At 71.3% G+C, this 21,562-nt stretch carries 19 protein-coding genes; 15 read left to right on the top strand and 4 right to left on the bottom strand.

Features of this window, described 5'->3' with window-relative positions; genetic code table 11:
- Position 1: 1 nt before the first annotated feature.
- Together CF165_RS10170 and CF165_RS10165 are read left to right on the top strand one after the other, a co-directional pair.
- Positions 2-1,747: an NAD(P)H-dependent oxidoreductase subunit E gene (locus CF165_RS10170; protein ID WP_093947218.1), complete on the top strand. Its 1,746-nt coding sequence runs from the start codon at positions 2-4 to the stop codon at positions 1,745-1,747.
- A gap of 34 nt (positions 1,748-1,781) precedes the next feature.
- Positions 1,782-2,639 (top strand): 2Fe-2S iron-sulfur cluster-binding protein, encoded by an 858-nt coding sequence (locus CF165_RS10165; protein WP_093947217.1) that lies wholly within the window; start codon positions 1,782-1,784, stop codon positions 2,637-2,639.
- Here the strand turns inward: CF165_RS10165 and CF165_RS10160 are convergent.
- From CF165_RS10160 to CF165_RS10145, 4 genes are read right to left on the bottom strand one after another with little or no spacing between them, the layout of a single operon-like run.
- Positions 2,636-3,304, bottom strand: coding sequence for a response regulator (locus CF165_RS10160; protein WP_093947216.1), 669 nt, complete (start codon positions 3,302-3,304; stop codon positions 2,636-2,638). The genes CF165_RS10165 and CF165_RS10160 overlap by 4 nt on opposite strands.
- A complete protein-coding gene (locus CF165_RS10155; RefSeq protein WP_093947215.1) occupies positions 3,301-4,500 on the bottom strand; it encodes a sensor histidine kinase in 1,200 nt (399 codons plus the stop codon). Before CF165_RS10155 ends, CF165_RS10160 begins: the two co-directional genes overlap by 4 nt.
- A 41-nt stretch (positions 4,501-4,541) precedes the next feature.
- On the bottom strand, positions 4,542-5,339 hold the full coding sequence (locus tag CF165_RS10150) for an ABC transporter permease subunit (protein ID WP_093947214.1): 798 nt from the start codon (positions 5,337-5,339) through the stop codon (positions 4,542-4,544).
- Complete coding sequence (locus CF165_RS10145) at positions 5,336-6,259, bottom strand: ATP-binding cassette domain-containing protein (RefSeq protein WP_093947213.1); 924 nt, start codon at positions 6,257-6,259, stop codon at positions 5,336-5,338. The genes CF165_RS10150 and CF165_RS10145 overlap by 4 nt, the downstream gene beginning before the upstream one ends.
- Positions 6,260-6,477: 218 nt before the next feature.
- Between CF165_RS10145 and CF165_RS10140 the strand changes: the two genes are divergently transcribed.
- The 13 genes from CF165_RS10140 to CF165_RS10080 all read left to right on the top strand — a co-directional run bounded on the left by CF165_RS10140 (position 6,478) and on the right by CF165_RS10080 (position 21,546).
- A complete protein-coding gene (locus CF165_RS10140) occupies positions 6,478-7,296 on the top strand; it encodes a hydroxypyruvate isomerase family protein (RefSeq protein ID WP_093947212.1) in 819 nt (272 codons plus the stop codon).
- Complete coding sequence (locus CF165_RS10135; RefSeq protein ID WP_093947211.1) at positions 7,293-8,180, top strand: 2-hydroxy-3-oxopropionate reductase; 888 nt, start codon at positions 7,293-7,295, stop codon at positions 8,178-8,180. Before CF165_RS10140 ends, CF165_RS10135 begins: the two co-directional genes overlap by 4 nt.
- A gap of 1 nt (position 8,181) precedes the next feature.
- Positions 8,182-9,870, top strand: coding sequence for a glyoxylate carboligase (gene gcl, locus CF165_RS10130; RefSeq protein WP_093947210.1), 1,689 nt, complete (start codon positions 8,182-8,184; stop codon positions 9,868-9,870).
- 195 nt (positions 9,871-10,065) lie between these two features.
- Positions 10,066-10,935, top strand: a complete 870-nt coding sequence (locus tag CF165_RS10125; protein WP_093947209.1) for an FAD binding domain-containing protein — start codon at positions 10,066-10,068, stop codon at positions 10,933-10,935.
- Positions 10,926-11,396, top strand: a complete 471-nt coding sequence (locus tag CF165_RS10120) for a (2Fe-2S)-binding protein (protein ID WP_093947208.1) — start codon at positions 10,926-10,928, stop codon at positions 11,394-11,396. The genes CF165_RS10125 and CF165_RS10120 overlap by 10 nt, the downstream gene beginning before the upstream one ends.
- On the top strand, positions 11,393-13,684 hold the full coding sequence (gene pucD, locus CF165_RS10115) for a xanthine dehydrogenase subunit D (protein ID WP_093947207.1): 2,292 nt from the start codon (positions 11,393-11,395) through the stop codon (positions 13,682-13,684). The genes CF165_RS10120 and pucD overlap by 4 nt, the downstream gene beginning before the upstream one ends.
- Position 13,685: 1 nt before the next feature.
- Positions 13,686-14,168: a nucleoside deaminase gene (locus tag CF165_RS10110; protein WP_093947206.1), complete on the top strand. Its 483-nt coding sequence runs from the start codon at positions 13,686-13,688 to the stop codon at positions 14,166-14,168.
- Positions 14,169-14,295: 127 nt separating this feature from the next.
- On the top strand, positions 14,296-15,741 hold the full coding sequence (locus CF165_RS10105; RefSeq protein ID WP_093947205.1) for an NCS2 family permease: 1,446 nt from the start codon (positions 14,296-14,298) through the stop codon (positions 15,739-15,741).
- A gap of 9 nt (positions 15,742-15,750) precedes the next feature.
- Positions 15,751-16,128 (top strand): allophanate hydrolase-related protein, encoded by a 378-nt coding sequence (locus CF165_RS10100; RefSeq protein ID WP_093947204.1) that lies wholly within the window; start codon positions 15,751-15,753, stop codon positions 16,126-16,128.
- Positions 16,125-17,222, top strand: coding sequence for a glycerate kinase (locus tag CF165_RS10095; RefSeq protein ID WP_093947203.1), 1,098 nt, complete (start codon positions 16,125-16,127; stop codon positions 17,220-17,222). The genes CF165_RS10100 and CF165_RS10095 overlap by 4 nt, the downstream gene beginning before the upstream one ends.
- A 35-nt stretch (positions 17,223-17,257) precedes the next feature.
- Positions 17,258-17,953 carry a TetR/AcrR family transcriptional regulator gene (locus CF165_RS10090; protein ID WP_093947202.1) on the top strand — a complete coding sequence of 232 codons (696 nt, stop codon included), beginning with the start codon at positions 17,258-17,260 and terminating at the stop codon, positions 17,951-17,953.
- Between the two features lie 61 nt (positions 17,954-18,014).
- Complete coding sequence (locus CF165_RS10085) at positions 18,015-19,184, top strand: DUF4268 domain-containing protein (RefSeq protein ID WP_093947201.1); 1,170 nt, start codon at positions 18,015-18,017, stop codon at positions 19,182-19,184.
- Between the two features lie 139 nt (positions 19,185-19,323).
- On the top strand, positions 19,324-21,546 hold the full coding sequence (locus CF165_RS10080; protein ID WP_093947200.1) for a glycoside hydrolase family 15 protein: 2,223 nt from the start codon (positions 19,324-19,326) through the stop codon (positions 21,544-21,546).
- The last annotated feature ends 16 nt before the right edge of the window (positions 21,547-21,562 follow it).

The raw sequence follows: 21,562 nt of genomic DNA, 5'->3' as shown, positions 1-21,562 counted from the left end.
CGTGGATCTCAAGCTCCTGGACGCCGTGGCGTCGCGCGAAGAACGGGAAGCGGTCGCCGGCTTCGCCGGTGGTGGCCGTGACCAGCTGCTCCCCGCCCTGCACGCGGTCAACGACCGGGTCGGCTGGATCAGCCAGGGCGCGCTCAACCTCATCTGCGAGACGCTGCACGTGCCGCCCGCCGACGCGTACGGCGTCGCGAGCTTCTACTCGCTGTTCGCTCTGGAGGAGCGCCCCGAGCGGGTCGTGCATGTCTGCACCGACCTCGCCTGCCGCGTCACCGGTGCGGATACTGTATGCGATGTCCTCACCGAGCACGTCGGCGCCGCGGGGAAGGCGCGAGGCGGGGTCACGTGGCTGCGCAGCCCGTGCCTCGGCGTCTGCGAACGGGCCCCCGCGGCGCTGACGTTCCAGGCGGGCGACCCGGCGATGACGGAGCTGCTCGCGCCGGCGACCGGCGCGTCGGCCGTGCTCGCCGCCCAGCGTGAACCGGCCGTTTCGGAAGGCGCGCCCCCGGTGATCCACCAGAAGGAAGGGCTGCGGCTGCTGCGCCGGGTGGGCGTCGTCGATCCGTCCAGTTTGGACGACTACCGCGCCACCGGTGGCTACACCGCGCTGCGCAACGCCCTGCGGATGGGACAGGCCGCGGTGATCCGCGAAGTCACCGACGCCGGTCTGCTCGGCCGCGGCGGGGCCGCGTTCCCGACCGGGCGGAAGTGGGCGGCCACGGCCGCGCAGCCTGCCGCGCCGCACTACCTGGTGTGCAACGCCGACGAAAGCGAACCCGGCACGTTCAAGGACCGGGTGCTGCTCGAAGGCGACCCGTTCGCGCTGGTGGAATCCATGACGATCGCCGCGTATGCCATCGGCGCGACCCGGGGTTTCGTCTACCTGCGCGGCGAGTACCCGCGGGCGCTGCGGCTGCTGCGGAACGCGCTGGAGGTCTGCCGCGAGCGTGGCTTCCTCGGCGTGGACGTCATGGGCCACGAGGGGTTCTCGTTCGACATCGAGATCCGCCGCGGCGCGGGCGCGTACATCTGCGGCGAGGAAACGGCGATCTTCAACTCGATCGAGGGCTTCCGCGGCGAGCCCCGCACGAAGCCGCCGTTCCCGGTCGAGCGGGGGCTGTTCGGCAAGCCGACGGTGGTGAACAACGTCGAGACGCTGGTGAACGTGCCGCTGATCCTCACCGAAGGCGCGGCCGCGTACCGGGCGATCGGCACCGAAGCCTCGGCCGGCCCGAAGCTGTTCTGCCTGTCCGGGAACGTCGGACGCGCCGGTGTCTACGAAGTACCGTTCGGCACCACGCTGCGGGAACTGCTCACCTTGGCCGGGGGAGTGCCCGAGGGCCGGGAAATGCGGGCGATCCTCCTCGGCGGCGCGGCCGGCGGCTTCGTCCGGCCCGACGAGCTGGATCTGCCGTTGACGTTCGAGGACGCGCGCGCGGCGAAGACCACGCTCGGCTCGGGCGTCGTCCTGGTACTGGACGACCTCGCCGATCTCGGCGGTTTCCTGCTGCGAATCGCGGAGTTCTTCCGCGACGAGTCGTGCGGGCAGTGCGTCCCGTGCCGGATCGGTACCGTGCGCCAGGAGGAGGCGATCCGCCGGGTGCTGGCGGCGGGGTCGGAGGAACGGCCGTTGCTGCGCGAAGTCGGGCAGGTGATGCGCGACTCCTCGATCTGCGGGCTCGGCCAGACCGCGTGGAACGCCATCGAGTCCGCCATCGAGCGGCTGGGAGCACTCAAGTGACCAGCGACGACACATGTTTCTCCGTGGAGGAGCCATGACCGTTGTGGACATCGGAATCCCGAAGCGCCTGCTGGAGTTCACTGTGGACGGCGAGACCGTCCGGGTGCCCGAAGGGGCCACGATCCTCGACGCGTGCACGGCGGCCGGGAAGACCATCCCGACGCTGTGTTACGGCGACACGCTCGAACCGGCGAACGCCTGCCGGGTCTGCATGGTCGAGGTCGAGGGCTCGCGGACACTGGTCCCGTCGTGCTCGCGCAAGGCCGAGCCGGGCATGGTGGTGCACACCGATTCGGAGCGGACGCGCACGAGCCGCAAGGTCGTCCTGGAACTGCTCGGCTCGGCGACGGACCTGTCGACGACACCGGGCGCCGCGGAGTGGATGGCGGAGACCGGTGCCGACCCCGGCCGGTTCGGCCCGGACGCCGCGACGGTCGCCCAGCCGGCCCTGGTGGACAACGAGCTGTACGTCCGCGACTACGGGAAATGCATCCTCTGCTACAAGTGCGTCGACGCCTGCGGCGACCAGTGGCAGAACTCGTTCGCGATCAGCGTGGCCGGCCGCGGGTTCGACGCGCGGATCTCGACGGAGTTCTCGAACCCGCTGCCGGACAGCGCCTGCGTCTACTGCGGCAACTGCGTCGAGGTCTGCCCGACCGGCGCGCTCAGCTTCAAGCGCGAATACGACAAGCGCGAGGACGGCACCTGGGACGAGTCGAAGCAGACGGCGACGACGACCGTCTGCACGTTCTGCGGCGTCGGCTGCAACCTCACGCTGCACGTCCAGGACAACGAGATCGTCAAGGTGACGTCCCCGCACGAAAGCTCGGTGACACACGGGAACCTCTGCATCAAGGGCCGCTTCGGCTGGCAGCACGTCCAGAACCGCTAGCGCGGCCGGACCAGGCCGGTCTCGTAGGCCAGGACCACGGCCTGGACCCGGTCGCGCAGGCCCAGTTTGGTGAGGATGCGGCCGACGTGGGTCTTCACGGTCGCTTCCGACAGCACCAGCTCGCCCGCGATCTCCGCGTTCGACAGCCCGGCAGCCACCTTCCCGAGGACTTCCAGCTCGCGTTCGGTGAGCCGGTCGAGGCCGCCCGCGGTCGGGGGCTCGCCGGCCGGGGCGACGTCGGGCAGGTGCCCGGCGACGGTGTCGAGCAGCCGCCGGGTGACGCTCGGGGCCACCACCGCGTCGCCGCGGGCGACCGCGCGGATCGCGGTGAGCAGGTCGTCGGGCGGCACGTTCTTCAGCAGGAACCCGCTGGCCCCGGCCTTGAGCCCGGGGAAGGCGTACTCGTCGACGTCGAAGGTGGTCAGGATGAGCACCCGCGACCGGGGGTGGGTCCGCACGATTTCGCGGGTGGCGGCGATCCCGTCGACACCGGGCATCCGCACGTCCATCAGCACGACGTCGGGGTCCAGCTCGGCCGTGCGGGCCACGGCAGCGGTTCCGTCGGCGGCCTCGCCGACGACGGTCAGGTCCGGCTGGGAGTCCAGGACCAGCCGGAAACCCAGCCGCAGCAACGGTTCGTCGTCCACGAGCAGGATGGTGATCACGCGCGGCCCCCGAACCGGCCGCGCACCAGCCAGCCACCACCGGCCCGCGGTCCCGCTTCGACCGCGCCGCCGGTGATGCTCGCGCGTTCGCGCATGCCACCCAGCCCGTGACCATCACTCGTCGTGACCGGAACCGGCGCGGGGCGCCCGTCGTCGAGCACTTCCAGGGTGACGAGCGGGTCTTCGTAGGTGAGGTGGATCTTCGCCGACGTCGGGGCGACGGCGTGCTTGAGGACGTTGGTGAGCGCTTCCTGGGCGACCCGGTAGACCGCCAGCTCGACCGTCGGCGGGAGCGGGAAGCGCCGTCCGGTGACCGTCCACGTCGCCGGCAGCCCGGTGGCCCTGACCTGCTCGACCAGGTCGTCGATGTCGTCGATGCCGGGCTGCGGCGCGCGGGGGCTGTCCTCGCCGGTGCCGCGCAGGACGCTGAGCAGCCGGTGCATCTCGTCGAGCGCCTGCCGCCCGGTGGCCGAGACGTGCTTCGCGGCCGCCTCGGCCTGCCCCGCGTCGGTGCGCGCGGCGAACGCGGCCCCGTCGGCGAGGGCGATCATGACCGACAGGTTGTGCGCGATGATGTCGTGCATCTCGCGGGCGATGCGGGCCCGCTCACGTGCGGCGGCGATCTGGCTCTCCTGGTCGCGTTCCCGCTCGGCCCGGACCGCGCGGTCGTGCAGCGAAGCCAGGTAGGCCCGGCGCGTTCGCACGGTCACCCCGAGCGCGAACGCCGCCGTGACGATCGCGGTCCCGAACACCAGGTGCGCGACGAACACCGCGAGCCCGGTGTCCCCGCCGAGGTCGGCCGCGGAGAGCGCGACGACCGTCGCGGCAGCCGCCGCGACGCGGTACCGGTCGCGGTGGGCGGCGACGGTGTACACGGCGACCAGCACCGCGACCGTCGTGGGCGGGAACGAGGTGCCCAGCAGGCCCAGGGTCAGGGCCACCGCGGTGGTGACGGCCAGCACCGTCAGCGGGAACCGCCGCCGGAACGTGAGCGCCGCCAGCAGCACGGCCACGACCGCGGCCAGGAACTGCCGGGCCGGGCCGGGGCCCTGCGCGCCGACCACCAGGGACAGACCGAGGACCCCGAACGCCAGCAGCAGGTCCGCGGGCAGGGGGTGCTGCCGGGCCCACGCGCGCAGCGGTTCGAGGCCCGGCCAGGCAGGGCGGAAGGCAGGGTCGATCGGTACTCCGGTCACCCGGCCATCATCTCCTCCCGGCCGCCGTGCGGGCACGGCTTTCAGGCATCCCGCCGCTTCAGCACGACGGCGGCCGCGGCGAGCGCGACGACGACGTAGCCGCAGAACCACGCGAAGCCGGTCCACGGCGGGAGGCTGAGCGGCGCCGGCCGGACCGTGACCAGCGCCTGCCCGGCGTTGCTCGGCAGGTACGGCAGGACATGGGGAAGCCAGCTTTCCGGGAGCACCCCCGCCAGACCGGGGACGATCAGGACCAGCGCGACCAGCGCGGCGATCGCCCCGGCGGTGTACCGGACGAGCCAGCCGAACGCGATCCCGAGCAGCCCGATGCCGGTCAGGTAGAGCCCGGTCCCGGACACTGCCCGGAAGACGCCGGGCTCGGCCAGGCTCGTCCCGATGTCTTGGGAGGACAGGAAAGCCTGGCCGCCCAGGAAGGCGGCGAAGGCGGCGACCTCGCCGACCACGAGCGTGACCGCGGCGAACACGGCCGCCTTCGCCGCCAGCACCGGCGTGCGGGCGGGGACGGCGGAGAACGTCGAGCGGATCTGCCCGGTGGTGTACTCGCCGGACACCACGAGCACCCCCAGGACACCGAACGCCAGCTGGACCAGGACGTACCCCTGCAGGCTCAGTGCGGTCGGTTCGAGGCGCGCCCGGTTCTGCGCGCTCAGCTGCGGCCACCGGTCGGCGTTGAGCGCGCAGGTGAGCCAGCCGAGGGCGATCATGCCGGCGACTGCCGCGCCGGCCGTGATCGGCGTGGACTGCAGTGAGCGGAACTTCACCCACTCCGAGCGCATCACGCGTCCGAAGGTGACACCGGGCGGGTTCGTGGTCGTCATGCGGGCTGTCCTTCCGGCGTGCCGACGCGGTACTCGAGCGCGCCGTCGGTGAGTTCCATGAAGGCTTCTTCGAGCGACGCCCGGACCGGTGCCAGCTCTTCGAGCGGGAGTTCGTGCCGGCAGGCGAGCAGGCCGATCTCCGCGCTGGTCAGGCCGTGGACCTCGAGCAGCCCGGGTTCGGTGGTGGTGACGTCGATCCCGGGCCCGGTGAGCAGCGCGCGCAGCTCGGCGGTCCGCGGCGTGCGGACGCGAACCACCTTCGCCGAGGCGCGGTCGACGATCTCGTGCACCGACGCCTCGGCGATGATCCGGCCTCGGCCGATGACCACGAGGTGATCGGCGGTCAGCGCCATTTCGCTCATCAGGTGCGAGGAGACGAACACCGTGCGCCCCTCGGCGGCGAGCCGGCGCAGCAGCGTGCGGATCCACAGGATGCCCTGCGGGTCCAGGCCGTTGACGGGTTCGTCGAGGATCAGCGTCGCCGGGTCGCCCAGCAGGGCCGCGGCGACGCCGAGCCGCTGTCCCATGCCGAGGGAGAAAGCGCCGGCCCGCTGGTGCGCGACGTCGGTCAGGCCGACCAGGCCGAGCACCTCCTCGACGCGCCGTCGCGGGATGCCGGTGGTGAGGGCGAGCGCCAGCAGGTGGTGGTAGGCCGATCGTCCCGTGTGGACGGACCGCGCCTCGAGCAGCGCGCCCACTTCGCGCAGCGGCGCGGCATGCCGGTGGTAGGCCTTGCCGTTGACGGTCACCGAGCCCGACGTCGGCGCGTCCAGGCCCATGATCATCCGGATGGTGGTGGACTTGCCCGCGCCGTTCGGGCCGAGGAAGCCGGTCACCGCCCCGGACCGGACGGTGAACGTCGCCCCGTCGACGGCGGTGCGGCGGCCGTACCGCTTCGACACCGCCCGTGCCTCGATCATTCGTGTGGTCCTTTCGCCGGTCGTGGCGGCCCAAGGTAGGCGCGTTGCCCGGCCCGATCGACCGTCCCGCGGGCGATCCCGGTGGGTGCCGAAGTCCGACCGGCGGCGTACGGGCTACGCCGGAGGTCGTACCCGCCCGGCCGTTGACCGTCCGGCCACGCGCCAGCTATTCTCGATATGCGAAAGAAAGATTCCGGATAGCGAAATTTGAGGTCGCGATGCCTGAAGAGGGTCACTCCCTGCCGTACGTCGCCAACCTGTCGATCCTGTTCAAGGAGGTGCCGCTGCCCGAACGCGCGGCCGCCGCGCGGGAGGCCGGGTTCACCGACGTCGAGTACTGGTGGCCGTTCGACACCGCGGTCCCGGCGCGCGACGAGGTCGACGGCTTCGTCCGGTCGATCGGCCGGGCCGGTGTCCGGCTGCGCGGGCTGAACTTCTACGCCGGGGACATGCCGGCGGGGGAGCGGGGCCTGGTCTCGTGGATCGGCCGCGAGGCGGAGTTCGCCGACAGCCTCGTCGTCGCCCTCGGCATCGCCGAACGCACCGGGTGCCGCAGCTTCAACGCGCTCTACGGCAACCGGCTCGACGGCGAGGACCCGGCCAAGCAGGACGACCTGGCCCGGGCGCACCTGGACAAGGCCGCCGACGCGGCCGCGAGGATCGGCGCGCAGCTGGTCCTCGAACCGCTCTCCGGCGCGGACCGCTACCCGCTCAAGACCGCCGCGGACGCCGTGGCCGTGCTCGACGACCTCGGGCGCGAAAACGTGCGGCTGCTGGCCGACCTCTACCACCTGGCAGTCAACGGAGACGACCTGGACGCCCTGGTCACGGTGCACACACCGCGGATCGGGCACGTGCAGATCGCCGACGCGCCCGGCCGCCACCAGCCCGGCACCGGCGAGCTGGACATCGACGGGTACCTCGCGAAGCTCCAGAACGCGGGCTTCGACGGGTTCGTCGGGATCGAGTACGTCCCGGAACCCGACACCCTCACGTCGCTGGACTGGCTGCCGATCACCCGAAGGGGACGAGCATGAAACTGGGATTCATCGGACTGGGCGTGATGGGCGCCCCGATGGCCGCGCACCTGGTCGCGGCGGGCCACGACGTCAGCGGCTACGACGTCAACACCGCGGCGGGGGAGAAGCTCGCCGCGGCGGGCGGCCGCGCGGCGACCGGTGTCGCCGACGCGGTGGCCGGCGCCGACATCGTGATCACGATGCTGCCGAACCACCCGCAGGTCGAGGAGGTCGTGCTGGCCCCCGGCGGCGTTCTGGACACCGCCGAGCCCGGTGCGCTCCTGATCGACATGAGCACCATCCGGCCGGAGACGTCGATCGCGGTCGCGGACGCCGCGCGCGAGAAGAAGATCCGCGTCCTCGACGCCCCGGTGTCCGGGGGCCAGGCCGGGGCCGAACAGGCGTCGCTGTCCATCATGGTCGGTGGCCTCGAAGAGGACTTCGAGGCGGCCAAGCCGGTCCTGGACGCCGTCGGCAAGACCGTCGTGCACGTCGGCCCGCACGGCGCCGGCCAGGTGGTGAAGGCCGCCAACCAGCTCGTCGTGGGCGGGATCTACGGCCTGGTGGCGGAGGCGATCGTGCTGCTCGAAGCGTCCGGTGTGGACGCTCTGAAGGGGCTCGACGTGCTCGCCGGCGGCCTCGCGGGCAGCCGGATCCTCGAGCTCAAGCGGCAGTCCATGGTGGACCGCCGGTTCGCCCCCGGCTTCCGGATCGACCTGCACCACAAGGACATGGGCATCGCACTGGCCGCCGCCCGGCAGGCCGATGTCGCGCTCCCGCTCACCGGGCTGGTCGCCCAGCTCGTCGCCGCCGGCCGTGCCATGGGATACGGCTCCTTGGACCACTCGGCCTTGCTGAAGGTCGTCGAACAGTTGTCGGGCCGCGTCCCGGCGGAGGTGTGACATGCCCAGAATCCCCGCGATGCAGGCGGTCGTCGACGTCATGGAGAGCGAAGGCGTCGACACCGTCTTCGGCTGCCCCGGTGCGGCCATCCTCCCGCTGTATAACGCCCTACAAGGCCGGGCGATCGAGCACCTGATCGTCCGCCACGAAGAAGGCGCGACACACATGGCCGACGGCTGGGCCAGGACGAACGGCAACGTCGGCGTCGCGATCGGCACGTCCGGGCCGGCCGGGACGAACATGATCACCGGGCTCTACACCGCGCACGCGGACTCGATCCCGATCATCTGCATCACCGGCCAGGCCGTGACGACGAAGCTGCACCAGGAGGCCTTCCAGGCCGTCGACATCGTCGAGATCGCCAAGCCCGTGACGAAGTGGGCGGTGCAGGTCAAGGAGGCCGCGCAGCTGCCGTGGATCTTCCGCGAGGCGTTCCGGATCGCCCGGTCCGGCCGCCCGGGCCCGGTGCTCATCGACCTGCCGATCGACGTCCAGAAGCAGGACATCGAATGGGACTCCTCGATCGACTCGCCGCTGCCGGTGACCCGGGTGACCCCGGCGCCCGCGCGGGTCGAGCGGGCCCTCGACCTGCTCCTGGCCGCCGAACGCCCGCTGATCCTGGCCGGCGGCGGAGTCGTCCTCGGCGAGGCGAGCGAGCGGCTGCGAACCGCGGCCGAGCGGCTCGACGTCCCGGTCCAGGTGACGCTGATGGGCAAGGGCAGCTTCCCCGAGGACCACGAGCTGTTCGCCGGGATGGCGGGCATCCAGACGTCGCAGCGCTGGGCGAACGCGGCGTTCCTGGAGTCCGACCTGGTGCTCGCGCTCGGCGCGCGGTTCGGCGACCGGCACACCGGCGAGCTGTCGGTGTACCGGGGCGAGCGGAAGTTCATCCACGTCGACATCGAGCCGACCCAGCTGGGCAAGGTGTTCGGCCCGGACCTCGGGATCGTCTCGGACACGCGCGAGTTCCTCGACGCGCTGCTGGCGGCGCTGGATCGTCGTTCGACGTCGCCGCGGCGGGAGTGGGTCGCCCGCATCGGCGAGCTGAAGGAGGCGCTGCCCCGGCGTGACGACTTCGACAGCCTGCCGATCAAGGCGCCGCGGGTGTTCAAGGAGATCAACGAGACCTTCGGCCAGGACACCTACTTCGTCACCGCGATCGGGCTCTACCAGATCTGGTCGGGCCAGTTCCAGCAGGCGCACAAGCCGCGGCACTACCAGGTGTGCGGCCAGGCCGGCCCGCTCGGCTGGGAGATCCCGGCCGCGATCGGGGTGAAGAAGGCGCGCCCGGAGGCGGAGGTCGTCGGCGTGGTCGGCGACTACTCGTTCCAGTTCCTCGTCGAGGAACTGGCCGTGGCCGCGCAATACGACGTCGGGTTCGTGCTGATCATGCTGAACAACGAGTACCTCGGGCTGATCCGCCAGGCCGAGACCGGCTACGAGATGAACTTCGAGGTCGACATCCACTACGACTCGATCGGCACGGACAACGTGAAGATCATGGAGGCCTACGGCTGCTCCGGCACCCGCGTGCACGAGCCGGGGGAGATCCGCACGTCCCTGGAGTGGGCCCGCAAGGAGGCCGAGCGCACCAGCCGGCCGGTCCTGGTGGAGATCATGATCGAGCGCGAGGGCAACGCCGCGATGGGCGCCGCCCTCGACGCCGTCAAGGAGTTCGAGCCGGCGTAACCCCCGGGTGAACCCAAGGCCGCCGTACGAGGCCTGACCTCGTACGGCGGCCTTTCCGCGTCCACGGGACGGCCGTTGGAGGAAAGTACAAACGCGAGGCCGAAATTCACCCGTCTTTCAGGGGTTCAGCCGTGGTCGGAGCCACACCGCAGCGTGTGTACTTCTTGCCGAAGCAGCCCCGAAAGGACGTCCACAGTGGAATTCCTCCGACCCGACTCGCTGGCCGGCGCGCTCGCCGCGAAGGCCGCGAACCCCGGTGCGGTCCCGATCGCCGGCGGCACGGACGTGATGGTCGAACTCAACTTCGACCACCGCCGCCCGGAGTCGCTCCTCGACCTCGGGCGCGTACCCGAGCTGCACGAGCACGGCACCGACGGCGGCCGGATCCGCATCGGCGCGGCCGTGCCCTACGCCCGGATCATCACCGAGCTGGGCGGGCAGCTGCCAGGCCTGGCGATGGCCGCGCGGACCGTCGGGTCCCCGCAGATCCGCAACCGCGGCTCGGTCGGCGGCAACCTCGGCGCGGCCTCGCCCGCTGGGGACTCCCACCCGGCGCTGCTGGCGGCGGACGCCGAGGTCGAGATCGCCTCGGCCCGCGGGACGAGGATCGTCGCGGCGAAGGATTTCTACACCGGCGTGAAGCGGAACGTCCTGGAGCCGGACGAGCTGATCACCGCGGTCCTGCTGGCCCCGGCCACCGGACCCCAGCAGTTCAGCAAGATCGGCACCCGCAACGCCATGGTCATCGCCGTGGCCGCCTTCGGCCTGGCCCTGCACCCGGACCAACGCCGCGTCGGCACCGGCGTCGGCTCGGCCGCACCCACGCCCCGCCGGGCCTTCGAAGCCGAGGAGTTCCTGGCCGGAGAGCTGGACTGGGACTCGCCGAAGCCGGTCACCGACTCGGTGAAACGCCGCTTCGGCGACCTGGTCGCCGCGGCCGCCGCCCCGATCGACGACGTCCGCGGCAGCGCGGCCTACCGGCGGCACGCCCTCGGCGTCATGGCGCGCCGGACGCTGACCTGGGCCTGGACCGAATACTGCGGAGGGAGCGCGAAGTGCGCGTGAACGTCACCGTCAACGGCGAACCCCGCCGGGCGGACAACGTCTGGGAAGGCGAAAGCCTGCTTTACGTCCTGCGTGAGCGGCTCGGCATGCCGGGCTCGAAGAACGCCTGTGAGCAGGGCGAATGCGGCTCGTGCACGGTCTACCTCGACGGCGTCCCGGCGTGTGCGTGCCTGGTCGCGGCCGGCCAGGCCGAGGGCCGCGAGGTCGTCACGGTCGAAGGGCTCGCCTCAGAGGAAGCCCTCGACCCGGTCCAGGAGGCGTTCGTCGAGCGCGGCGCCGTCCAGTGCGGCTTCTGCACGCCCGGCCTGGTCGTGGCCGCGCACGACCTGATCGAGCGCGTCCCGGACCCGAGTGACGTCGAGATCCGCGAGGCCCTCGCCGGCAACCTCTGCCGCTGCACCGGGTACGAGAAGATCCTCGACGCCGTCCGCGACGCGGCCGCGAAGAAGGCCGTCCGATGAGCGCCCCGGCCCGGTCCCCTCAGGAACTGCACGACACCATCGCCGGCGGCATCGGCGAGAGCCCGCTGCGGCCGGACGGCACGCTGAAGGTCCGTGGCGAGTTCGCCTACTCCTCCGACCTCTGGCACGAGGACATGCTGTGGGGCGCCACCCTGCGCAGCCCGCACCCGCACGCCCGGATCGTCCGCCTCGACGTCTCCCGCGCGCTCGCCCAGCCGGGCGTGCACGCGGTGCTGACCCACGAGGACGTGCCGGGCGAGAACGTCTACGGCTTGAAGTACCAGGACACCCCGGCGCTGGCCGAAGGTGTCGTGCGCTACCAGGGCGAACCGGTGGCGATCCTGGCCGCCGACCACCCGGAGATCGCGCGGCAGGCGCTCAAGGAGATCGTCGTCGAGTACGACGTCCTCGAGCCGGTCACCGACCCCGAGCGGGCCGCGCACGACGACACCCTGCCGAAGCTGCACCCGGGCGGGAACCTGGTCCGCCACCAGCGGATCGTCAAGGGCGACCCGGCCGCCACCGCGGACGTGGTCGTGTCCGGCGTGTACGAGATCGGCATGCAGGACCAGGCGTTCCTCGGGCCGGAGTCCGGGCTCGCGGTGCCGGCCGAGGACGGCGGCGTCGACCTCTACCTGGCCACCCAGTGGCTGCACGTCGACCAGCGCCAGACGGCGAAGGCCCTGGGCCTGCCGCTGGAGAAGGTCCGGCTGACACTGTCCGGCGTCGGCGGCGCCTTCGGCGGCCGCGAGGACCTGTCGATGCAGATCCACTCGTGCATGCTGGCCCTGCGCACCGGCCGTCCGGTGAAGATGAGCTACAACCGCCTGGAATCGTTCTTCGGGCACGTCCACCGCCACCCGGCGAAGATGTACTACGAGCACGGCGCCACCCGCGACGGCAAGCTCGTCTACGTCCGCGCGAAGTTGTACTTCGACGGCGGTGCGTACGCGTCCAAAACCCCGGTCGTGGTCGGCAACGGCACCACGCTCGGCGTCGGTCCCTACGATGTACCGAACGCCCACATCGAGGGCTGGGGTGTCTACACGAACAACCCGACCTGCGGCGCGATGCGCGGCCTCGGCGCGGTGCAGCCGACGTACGCCTACGAGTCCCAAATGGACAAGCTCGCCGCCGCGCTGGGCATGGACCCGGCCGAGCTGCGGATCCGCAACGCGCTGAGCGAAGGGTCCACTGTGGTCACCGGCCAGGTGGTCGACTTCCCGGCGCCGGTGGCGGAGCTCGTCCAGCGGGTCCGCGACCTGCCGCTGCCGCCTTCGCGCAGCGGTGACGCCGACATCCGCGAGCTGCCCGGCGGCGCGTCCAACACCACCCACGGCGAAGGGGTCGTGCGGGGTGTCGGCTACGGCGTGACGATCAAGAACATCTCCTACGCCGAAGGCCTCGACGACTACTCGACCGCCCGCGTCCGGCTGGAGGTCTTCGGTGGCGAGCCGGTGGCGATGGTCCACACCGCCGCCGCGGAGGTCGGGCAGGGGCTGGTGACGTTGCAGCAGCAGATCGCCCGCACCGAGCTGGGCGTGACGCGGGTGAGCGTGCACCCGGCCGACACGAGCGTCGGCGACGCCGGCTCCAGCTCGGCGTCGCGGCAGACCTACGTCACCGGCGGCGCGGTCCGCAACGCCTGCCGCGCGGTGGCGGAAGCGGTCTGCGCCCGGCTCGGCGTCGCCTCCGAAGGCATGACCCTCGCCGGTGGCAAGGTGGTCGCGGCGGACGGCGAAGTCGTGGCCGACCTGGCCGAAGTGCTGGGGGAGACCGCGATCGAGGAGACCCGCGAGTTCCACCACCGCAAGACGTACCCGCTCGACCCGGAGACCGGCCAGGGCGACGCCCACGTCCAGTACGGCTTCTCGGCCCACCGCGCGGTGGTCGACGTCGACCTCGACCTCGGCCTGGTCAAGGTGGTGCAGCTCGACTGCGCGCAGGACGTCGGCAAGGCGATGAACCCGGACGCCGTCGTCGCGCAGATCCAGGGCGGTTCGGCGCAGGGCCTCGGGCTCGCCGTGATGGAGGAGATCCTGGTCGAAGGCGGCAAGGTGCGGAACCCGTCGTTCACCGACTACCTCATCCCGACCATCCTCGACATGCCGCCGATGCGCGTCGAAGTCCTCGAGCGGCCCGACCCGCACGCGCCCTACGGCGTCCGCGGCGTCGGCGAGCCGCCCACGATCTCGGCCACGCCCGCGATCGCCAACGCCATCCGCGCGGCCACCGGCCTCGAGCTCCCGCGCGTCCCGATCCGCCCCGAGCACATCACCGGAGTTTGAGATGACCACGTCCCTTTCCGTCGAGCAGGCCTGGCTCGACGAAGCCGTCCACATCGCCACGCGCAACGTCGAGAACGGCGGCGGCCCGTTCGGCGCCCTGATCGTGAAGGACGGCAAGGTCGTCTCGACCGGCGTCAACCGAGTCACGGCGAACCTCGACCCGACCGCGCACGCCGAGGTCGTCGCGATCCGCGCGGCCTGCCAGGCGCTGGGAACGTTCAAACTGGACGGCTGCGTGCTCGTCTCCAGCTGCGAGCCGTGCCCGATGTGCCTGTCGTCGGCCTTGTGGGCGCGGGTGGACAAGGTCCTCTTCGCCGCCGACCGCGACGACGCGGCCAAGGCGGGCTTCGACGACCGCGCCTTCTACGAACTCTTCGACCGTCCTCGTGAAACGTGGACCGTTCCCGTGACGCGACTGTCCGCAAAGGACGGATTCGCGCCCTTCGCGGCCTGGCTCGACAAGAGCGACCGCACCGACTACTGACCCACCGCTTACTGACCCACAAGGCCAGCTGACCGGAGCACAACCGAATCGAACGTCCCGCTCGGCCAGGCACGGCGTGGTGCCTGGCCCTGGCCGAGCACCCCCCCCACCGGCAAGGGCAGGACGCATGACCCAGACCGAGATCGACACGCCCGTAGCAGAAGAAGTACCCGTACAACGCCGTTCTCCGCTCGAGAAGCTGTTCGAGCTGCGAACACGGCAGACCACGATCGGCCGCGAGGTCCGCGGCGGCGTCACGACGTTCGTCGCGATGGCTTACATCGTGCTGCTCAACCCGCTCATCCTCGGCGCCTCCGCCGACATCACCGGCGCCCGGCTGTCGGCCGCGCAGGTGACCACGGCGACCGCGCTGGCCGCCGCCGTGATGACCGTCCTCATGGGACTCGTCGGCAACGCGCCCCTCGCGCTGGCCGCCGGTCTCGGCATCAACGGCATCGTCGCCTTCCAGATGGCCCCGGAGATGACCTGGGCGCAGGCGTTCGGGCTGGTCGTGCTCGAGGGCGTGTGCATCGTGCTGATGGCCGTCAGCGGCGTCCGCGAACGGATCATGAACGCCATCCCGCGGCCGCTCAAGACGGCGATCACCGTCGGGATCGGGCTCTACATCGCGCTCGTCGGCCTGGTCAGCGCCGGGTTCGTCTCCCGGGTGCCGGACGCGGCGGCCACCCCGGTGCCGGTCCGCCTCGGCACCGACGGGCACCTGTCCGGCTGGCCGATCGTGGTGTTCTGCGTCGGGTTGCTCCTGATGATCGTGCTGGTGGCGCGCAAGGTTCCGGGCGCGGTGCTGATCAGCATCGGCGTGGCGACGGTCCTCGCCGTCGTGCTGCACGACGGCTTCGGCGTCGGCGGCTGGGGCCGCACCGACCCGGCACTGCCCGACCACGTCGTCGCCGCCCCCGACTTCGGGCTCTTCGGCCACGTCGACCTCTTCGGCGGCTTCGCCTCGGCGGGCGCGCTCGCGGCCACGGTGTTCCTGTTCACGCTGGTGCTGTCCGGCTTCTTCGACGCCATGGGCACGATCACCAGCGTGTCCGACGAGGCCGGGCTGTCGAAGAACGGCAAGGTCCCGCGGATGGGCCGCATCCTGCTGGTCGACGGCGCGGGCGCGATCGCGGGCGGAGTCACCGGCTCGTCGCCGAACACGGTGTTCCTGGAATCGGCGGCCGGCGTCGGGGAGGGCGCGCGGACGGGGCTGGCGAGCGTCGTCACCGGCCTGCTGTTCGCCGGGACGCTGTTGTTCACGCCGCTCGCGGGGGTCGTCCCGGCCCAGGCCGCGGCACCCGCGCTGGTGGTCATCGGCGGCATGATGGTCGCGCAGTGCCGGACCATCCCGTGGCACGACCCGGACTACACGATCCCGGTGTTCTTGACGGCCGCGCTGATCCCGTTCACCTATTCGATCACCAACGGCGTCGGCGCCGGCCTGATCGCGTTCGTGCTCATCAAGATCGGCCGCGGCAAGTGGCGCGAGGCCGGCTGGCTGCTGTCGCTGCTGGCCCTGGTCTTCGCGGTGTACTTCGCCATCGACGGCGTCGAAGCCCTCTTCCGCTAAGGAGTTCCCGTGGCCCTGATGTTCTTCAACGGCGGCGCCATGCGCGGCGAACCGCTGCACCACCTCCTCGACGGATCGCCGTTCGTCGGCGCCGCGCGGACCGCGGCGAAGTACCGGTTCTACGCGGTCGGCGACCAGTGCCCGGCGCTGTACCCGGTGTCCCACGGCGGCGCTCCGGTGACCGGCGAGGTCTACGACGTCTCGCTCGACGACCTGCGGGACAAGCTCCTGCCGTCCGAGCCGCACGAGCTGGAGCTGGGCGTGGTCGAGCTGGCGGACGGCAGTTCGGCGTTCGCCATGCTGCTGCGGCGGCCCTACACCTCGCACGTCGCGCTGCGGGACATCACCGAGATCGGCGACTGGCGGGCCTTCAAGGCGACCGCGTGAAGGTCCTGATCGCCCCGGACAAGTTCAAGGGGTCGCTGACGGCGGCCGAGGTCGCGTCGGCGGTGGCCGCCGGTCTCGCCGACGTCCACCCGGCCGCCGAAGTGCGGTGCCTCCCGGTGGCGGACGGCGGCGACGGCACGGTCGCCGCCGCCGTCGCCGCGGGGTTCCGCCGCGTGCCGGTCCCCGCCCGGGGACCGGCGGGAGCGCCGTTGACAGCGTCCTGCGCGGTCCTCGGGGACACGGCCGTCGTCGAGCTGGCCGAGGCGTCCGGGCTGCACCGGCTGCCCGGCGCGCCGGAACCGCTCACCGCGACCAGCGCGGGCACCGGCGACGTCATCGCCGCCGCGGTGGCCGCCGGGTGCCGCCGGATCGTGCTCGGCGTCGGCGGCAGCGCCTGCACCGACGGCGGTGCGGGGATGCTGACCGCACTCGGGGCCCGCCTGCTGGACGGTGCCGGACGCGAACTTCCCCGTGGTGGCGCGGCGTTGTCCCGGCTCGCCTCCCTTGATCTGTCCGGTTTGGACGTGTCCGGAGTGGACATCGAACTGGCGTCTGACGTGGACAACCCGCTGTACGGCCCGCGGGGAGCCGCGTCCGTCTACGGCCCGCAGAAGGGCGCGTCGCCCGGCGACGTCGAGACCCTGGACGCCGCCTTGCGGCACTGGGCGTCGATCGCCGGACCGGACTTCGCCTCGCGACCGGGCGCCGGCGCGGCCGGGGGAGTGGGCTTCGCGGCGATGGCCGTGCTGGGCGCCCGGATGCGGCCGGGCATCGAGCTGCTGCTCGACCTGCTCGGCTTCGACGCGGCACTGGGCGGAGCTTCGCTCGTCATCACCGGCGAAGGCTCCCTCGACGCGCAGACGTTGTCCGGCAAGGCCCCGGCCGGGGTGGCCCGCGCGGCGGCGGCCCGGGGTGTCCCGTGCGTCGCCGTTTCCGGACGGTGCCTGCTGCCCGCGCCGGACCTGGCCGCGGCAGGCATTTCGGCCGCGTATGCGTTGACGGACCTGGAACCCGATCCCGCCCGTTGCCTGGCGGAAGCGGCGCCCCTGCTCCGCCGCCTCGCGCACCGCGTCGCCACGGACCACTTGGCCTGAATGAGTGCTACCGCAGTTTTGTTATCATTGGAACCATGGTGACGAAGGCGGCGATGGACACCCGGGAGCGGATCCTCCAGGCGGCGGCCGCGCTGCTGGCTGCGGAGGGGCGCGACGGTCTTTCGACGCGCGCGGTGAGCGCGGCCGCGGGCGTCCAGCCGCCCGCGCTTTACCGGCTCTTCGGCGACAAGGACGGCCTCCTCGACGCCGTCGCCGCGTACGGCTTCGACGAGTATCTCGCGAGCAAGCGTGCCCTGGGCTCGACCGGCGACCCGGTGGAAGACCTCCGCCGCGGCTGGGACCTGCACATCGAGTTCGGGCTGTCCCGCCCGGAGTTCTACGTGCTCATGTACGGCGACGCCCGCCCGGGCCGCACGTCGCCGGCGGCCCGGGAAGGCGAGGCGATGCTGCGAACCATCGTCGAGCGCGTCGCGGCGGCGGGCCGGCTGCGGATGAGTGTCGAACGCGCGGCGCGGCTGGTGCACGCGACCGGCATGGGTGTGGTGCTCTCGCTGATCGCGACTCCGGAGGAGGAGCGCGACGCGGAGCTGTCGGCGACGGCTCGCGAGTCCGTGCTGAACCGCATTCTCACCGGCACGGCGGAACCGGCGGGCTCGGACCTGCCGGAGCGCGCGGTCGCGCTGCGGGCCGGGCTCGACGGCGCCACCGCGCTGACCGAGGCCGAGCGCGTCCTGCTGGCCGAGTGGCTGGACCGCATCGCCGACGCTTGAGCCATCCGGGCGGTCTCGCGCTGACTGCCCGTCGCTTGGTGGAGCCGGTCATACTGCGTGGATGGTGGATTCTTCTGTGGCCGCGGATTCCTCGACCTGGACGACGGGAGGCTTCGTCGAGTTCCAGAGCAACCTCGACTATGCCAGGGATCTGATCGGAGGTGGTCGGCACCTGGAACGACTTCAGGTCGGAGCCTTCGACGTCGCGGACTTGTACCGCGCGGCGTGGGTCCAGGCCGTTTCGGCCTTGGATCACTGGATCCACCGCGAACTGTACGACCGTGCTCTCGGATTCGCGCTCACCATGTCGGCGCAGAGCCCTCCGAAGTTCTTGAAATTGCGAATCCCGCTCTCCCTGTTCGAGGATACGCGGCGTCAGCCCGAGAACCTGCACGTAGCCTTCGCGGCATACCTGCGTGATCAGTTCGGCTGGCAGTCCTTCCAGGCGCCGGAAAAGATCAAAGATGCGCTGAGTCACGTCAGCGACGTCCCGTTGTGGCAATCGGTCGCCGGGTGGATCAGCCATGGCCGTGACAAAGCCGTCTCGCCCAGCCAGGTTCAGGAGATGCTCCAGCGAATCGTCAATCGGCGCAACAAAATCGCGCACGAGGCCGACCGAGATCCGGAGCGAACGGACACGAAGCGGTCGATTACCGCCGATGAGGCATCCGAGGCGATCGATACCATCCACTTGGTGGCCAGTGCGATCATTCGTGTCATCGGGCCGCCACCCGTGACGCCGGAGCTTTCGGGCGAAGATGATCCGGACGAGAGCGCCGTGGCAGTTACCGGATCACCCAAGTCCGTGCTCTATGGGAAGTTTTGGTCTCGGTTCGTCCCGATGGCCAAGGAGCGTGGGTGGAGCAAAGCTGCTCCGGCGACGGCGAACTGGTTCCAGATGCCGTCGGGAATCGGCGGTGTGAACTGGGTGGTGTCCTTTTCCATGTTCGGTTGCCGTTCGGAGCTCTACTTCGGTGACCCCGACGGCGCACGAAACCTGAGTCGCTGGCGGGTACTCGCCGATCGGCGCGACGAGATCACGGATCGGTTCGGGGAAGACCTGATTTTCGACGATCTGCCGAAGAAGGTTGGCTGCCGAATCGAAGCGCGGCTGCTCGGGCCCGCCATCACCGACGAAGACCACTGGGCGGACGTGCTGCGGTGGATGGTGGATACGCAGACGCGGCTGCGCAAATCCATCGGTGACCTCTCTGACCTCAAGGACATCTGACCTCGGTCAGGCTGGCACCGCGCCGACGCCTGAGGTGGCTTGATCGGTTCAGTCCGATCGGACATTGCTTGTCACCGACGGGTGGCTCAATATGTTGCGGCTCGCAACATATTGACGACAACGCCGTCGGAGGGTCCCGATGATCAGGTGGAAAGCGGTCCTGGCCTGCGCCGGAGCGGGAATCTTGCTGGCCGGGGCGCTGCCGGGTACGGCGCTGGCGAGCGGCACCGCGACCGACTGCTGCGGTGGCGGCGCATCCTGGGCGACCGGCAACAAGTCCGCCATCGGGACCTCGACGACGACCGGCAGCCCGGTGTGGTTCACCGTCGCGGGCGGCGTCACGTCGGAGGTCTTCTACCCGCGTGCCGACGTCCCGAACATGCAGGACATGCAGTACGTCGTCACCGACGGCACGAGCTTCGTCGACCTCGAGCGCGACGCCACCAACCACGTCGTCTCGATGCCTGACGAGAAGGCGCTGCAATACACCGTCATGAACACGGCGAAGAGCGGCAAGTACCGGATCACCACCGACTACGTCACCGACCCGGCCCGCGCGACCCTGGTCACCAGCACTCGCTTCCAGTCCCTCGACGGCGGCAGCTACCGGCTCTACCTGCTGGCCAACCCGTCGATGGCGGGCGGCGGCTCGAACGACAACGCCTGGTGGGACGGCAGCGGCCTGCTGGCGAGCGGGACCGAGACGCTCTTCGGCGGGACGGCCACGACGGTCGTCTCCGCGTTGCGCGTCTCGACCGGCTTCACCGCGCACGACAACGGCTACAGCGGCGCGGCCAGCGACTGCCTGGCCGACCTGCGTGCCGACAAGACCCTGAACAACCAGTTCGACAACGTCTCCGGCACCGGCAACGTCGTCCAGTGTGGACAGATCCCGGTCGGCGCGGACACCACGTTCACCGTCGCGCTCGGCTACGGCGGCACCGCGACGGCCGCGTCCTCGGCGGCGAGCGGCTCACTGAGCAGCGGCTTCGCCAGCGTGTCGGCGTCCTACCGCGGCGGCTGGAACTCCTATGTGAGTGGCCTGAAACCCGCACCGGCGAGCGTTTCCGGGGACACGCAACGGCGTCGCGCCTACTACGTCGCGGCGATGGCACTGAAAACCGCCGAGGACAAGCAGCACCCGGGCGCGAGTGTCGCGGGCCTGGCGACGCCGTGGGGCGACTTCACGAACGGCGACCAGCTCAACGACGGCTACCACCGCGTCTGGGGCCGTGACCTCTACCAGCAGGCGACCGGCCTCCTGGCCGCCGGCGACAGCGCGCAGGCCAAGCGGATGGCCCAGTTCCTCTGGAACTCGCAGTGGATCGGCAGCCCCACGGCAGGCGACGGCACGACGTACCCGGCCGGGTCGTTCCCGCGCTACACCCCGGTTTCGGGTGTCTCGGGGGCGAGCGCCCAGCAGCTCGGCTGCTGCGAACAGCTCGACCAGGACGCCGACGCGATCCTGCTGGCCTGGCTGACCGGCCTCACCGACGCCTCGACCTACGCCAAGGTCAAGACGACGGCCGGCCACATCGTCGCGACCGGCCCGGACACCACCGAGCGGTGGGAAGAGCAGTACGGCAAGTCGCCGTCGTCGGTGGCCGCCGAGATCGCCGGGCTGATCGCCGCCGGGGCCATCGCCCGCGCGAACGGCGACACGGCGAGCGCCTCGACGTGGGAGTCCACCGCGGACTCGTGGCGGAACTCCCTGGCCGGCTGGACCGTCACGACGTCCGACTACTGGGGCGGCCACACCTACTACGAACGCCTCGACCGCGCCGGGAACCCGAACGACACGGCGACGATCTGCTTCGACGAAGGCTGCTTCTACGAGCACGACGTCACCGACTTCGGGTTCCTCGACCTCGTCCGGCTCGGCATCCGCCCGGCGGGCGACACCACGATCGCGAACTCGGTCGCGCCGGCCGCCGCCGCGTCCGACGGCAACTCGGCGATGCAGGTGACGCTGCCGAACGGCGACGTCTACTTCCACCGCTACCCGCACGACAACTACGGCGAAAGCACCGCGAACTGCACCGGCTGGCCGGCCGGCGGCGGTCAGCGGTTCGGGCGGCTGTGGCCGGTGCTGTCGGGGGAGCGCGGCGAGTACGAGCTGGCCAACGGCCGCTCGGCGGCGGTGTACCTCAAGTCCATGGCCGACTCGGTCAACGACGGGTACTTCGTGCCCGAGCAGGTCTGGGACCGCGCGGACGTCGGCTGCTTCGCGCTGGGCAGGCCGACCGGCAGCGCGGGCCCGCTGATGTGGGCGGAAGGCCAGTACCTCCGGCTGGCCCAGAGCATCGACGCCGGCCACAACCTGGACACGCCGTCGATCGTCAAGTCCCGATACGGAACCTGAGCGAGGAGGGACGACA

Source organism: Amycolatopsis vastitatis (assembly GCF_002234595.1).
Lineage (GTDB): Bacteria > Actinomycetota > Actinomycetes > Mycobacteriales > Pseudonocardiaceae > Amycolatopsis > Amycolatopsis vastitatis.
This window is presented reverse-complemented; position numbering and strand designations above follow the sequence as displayed.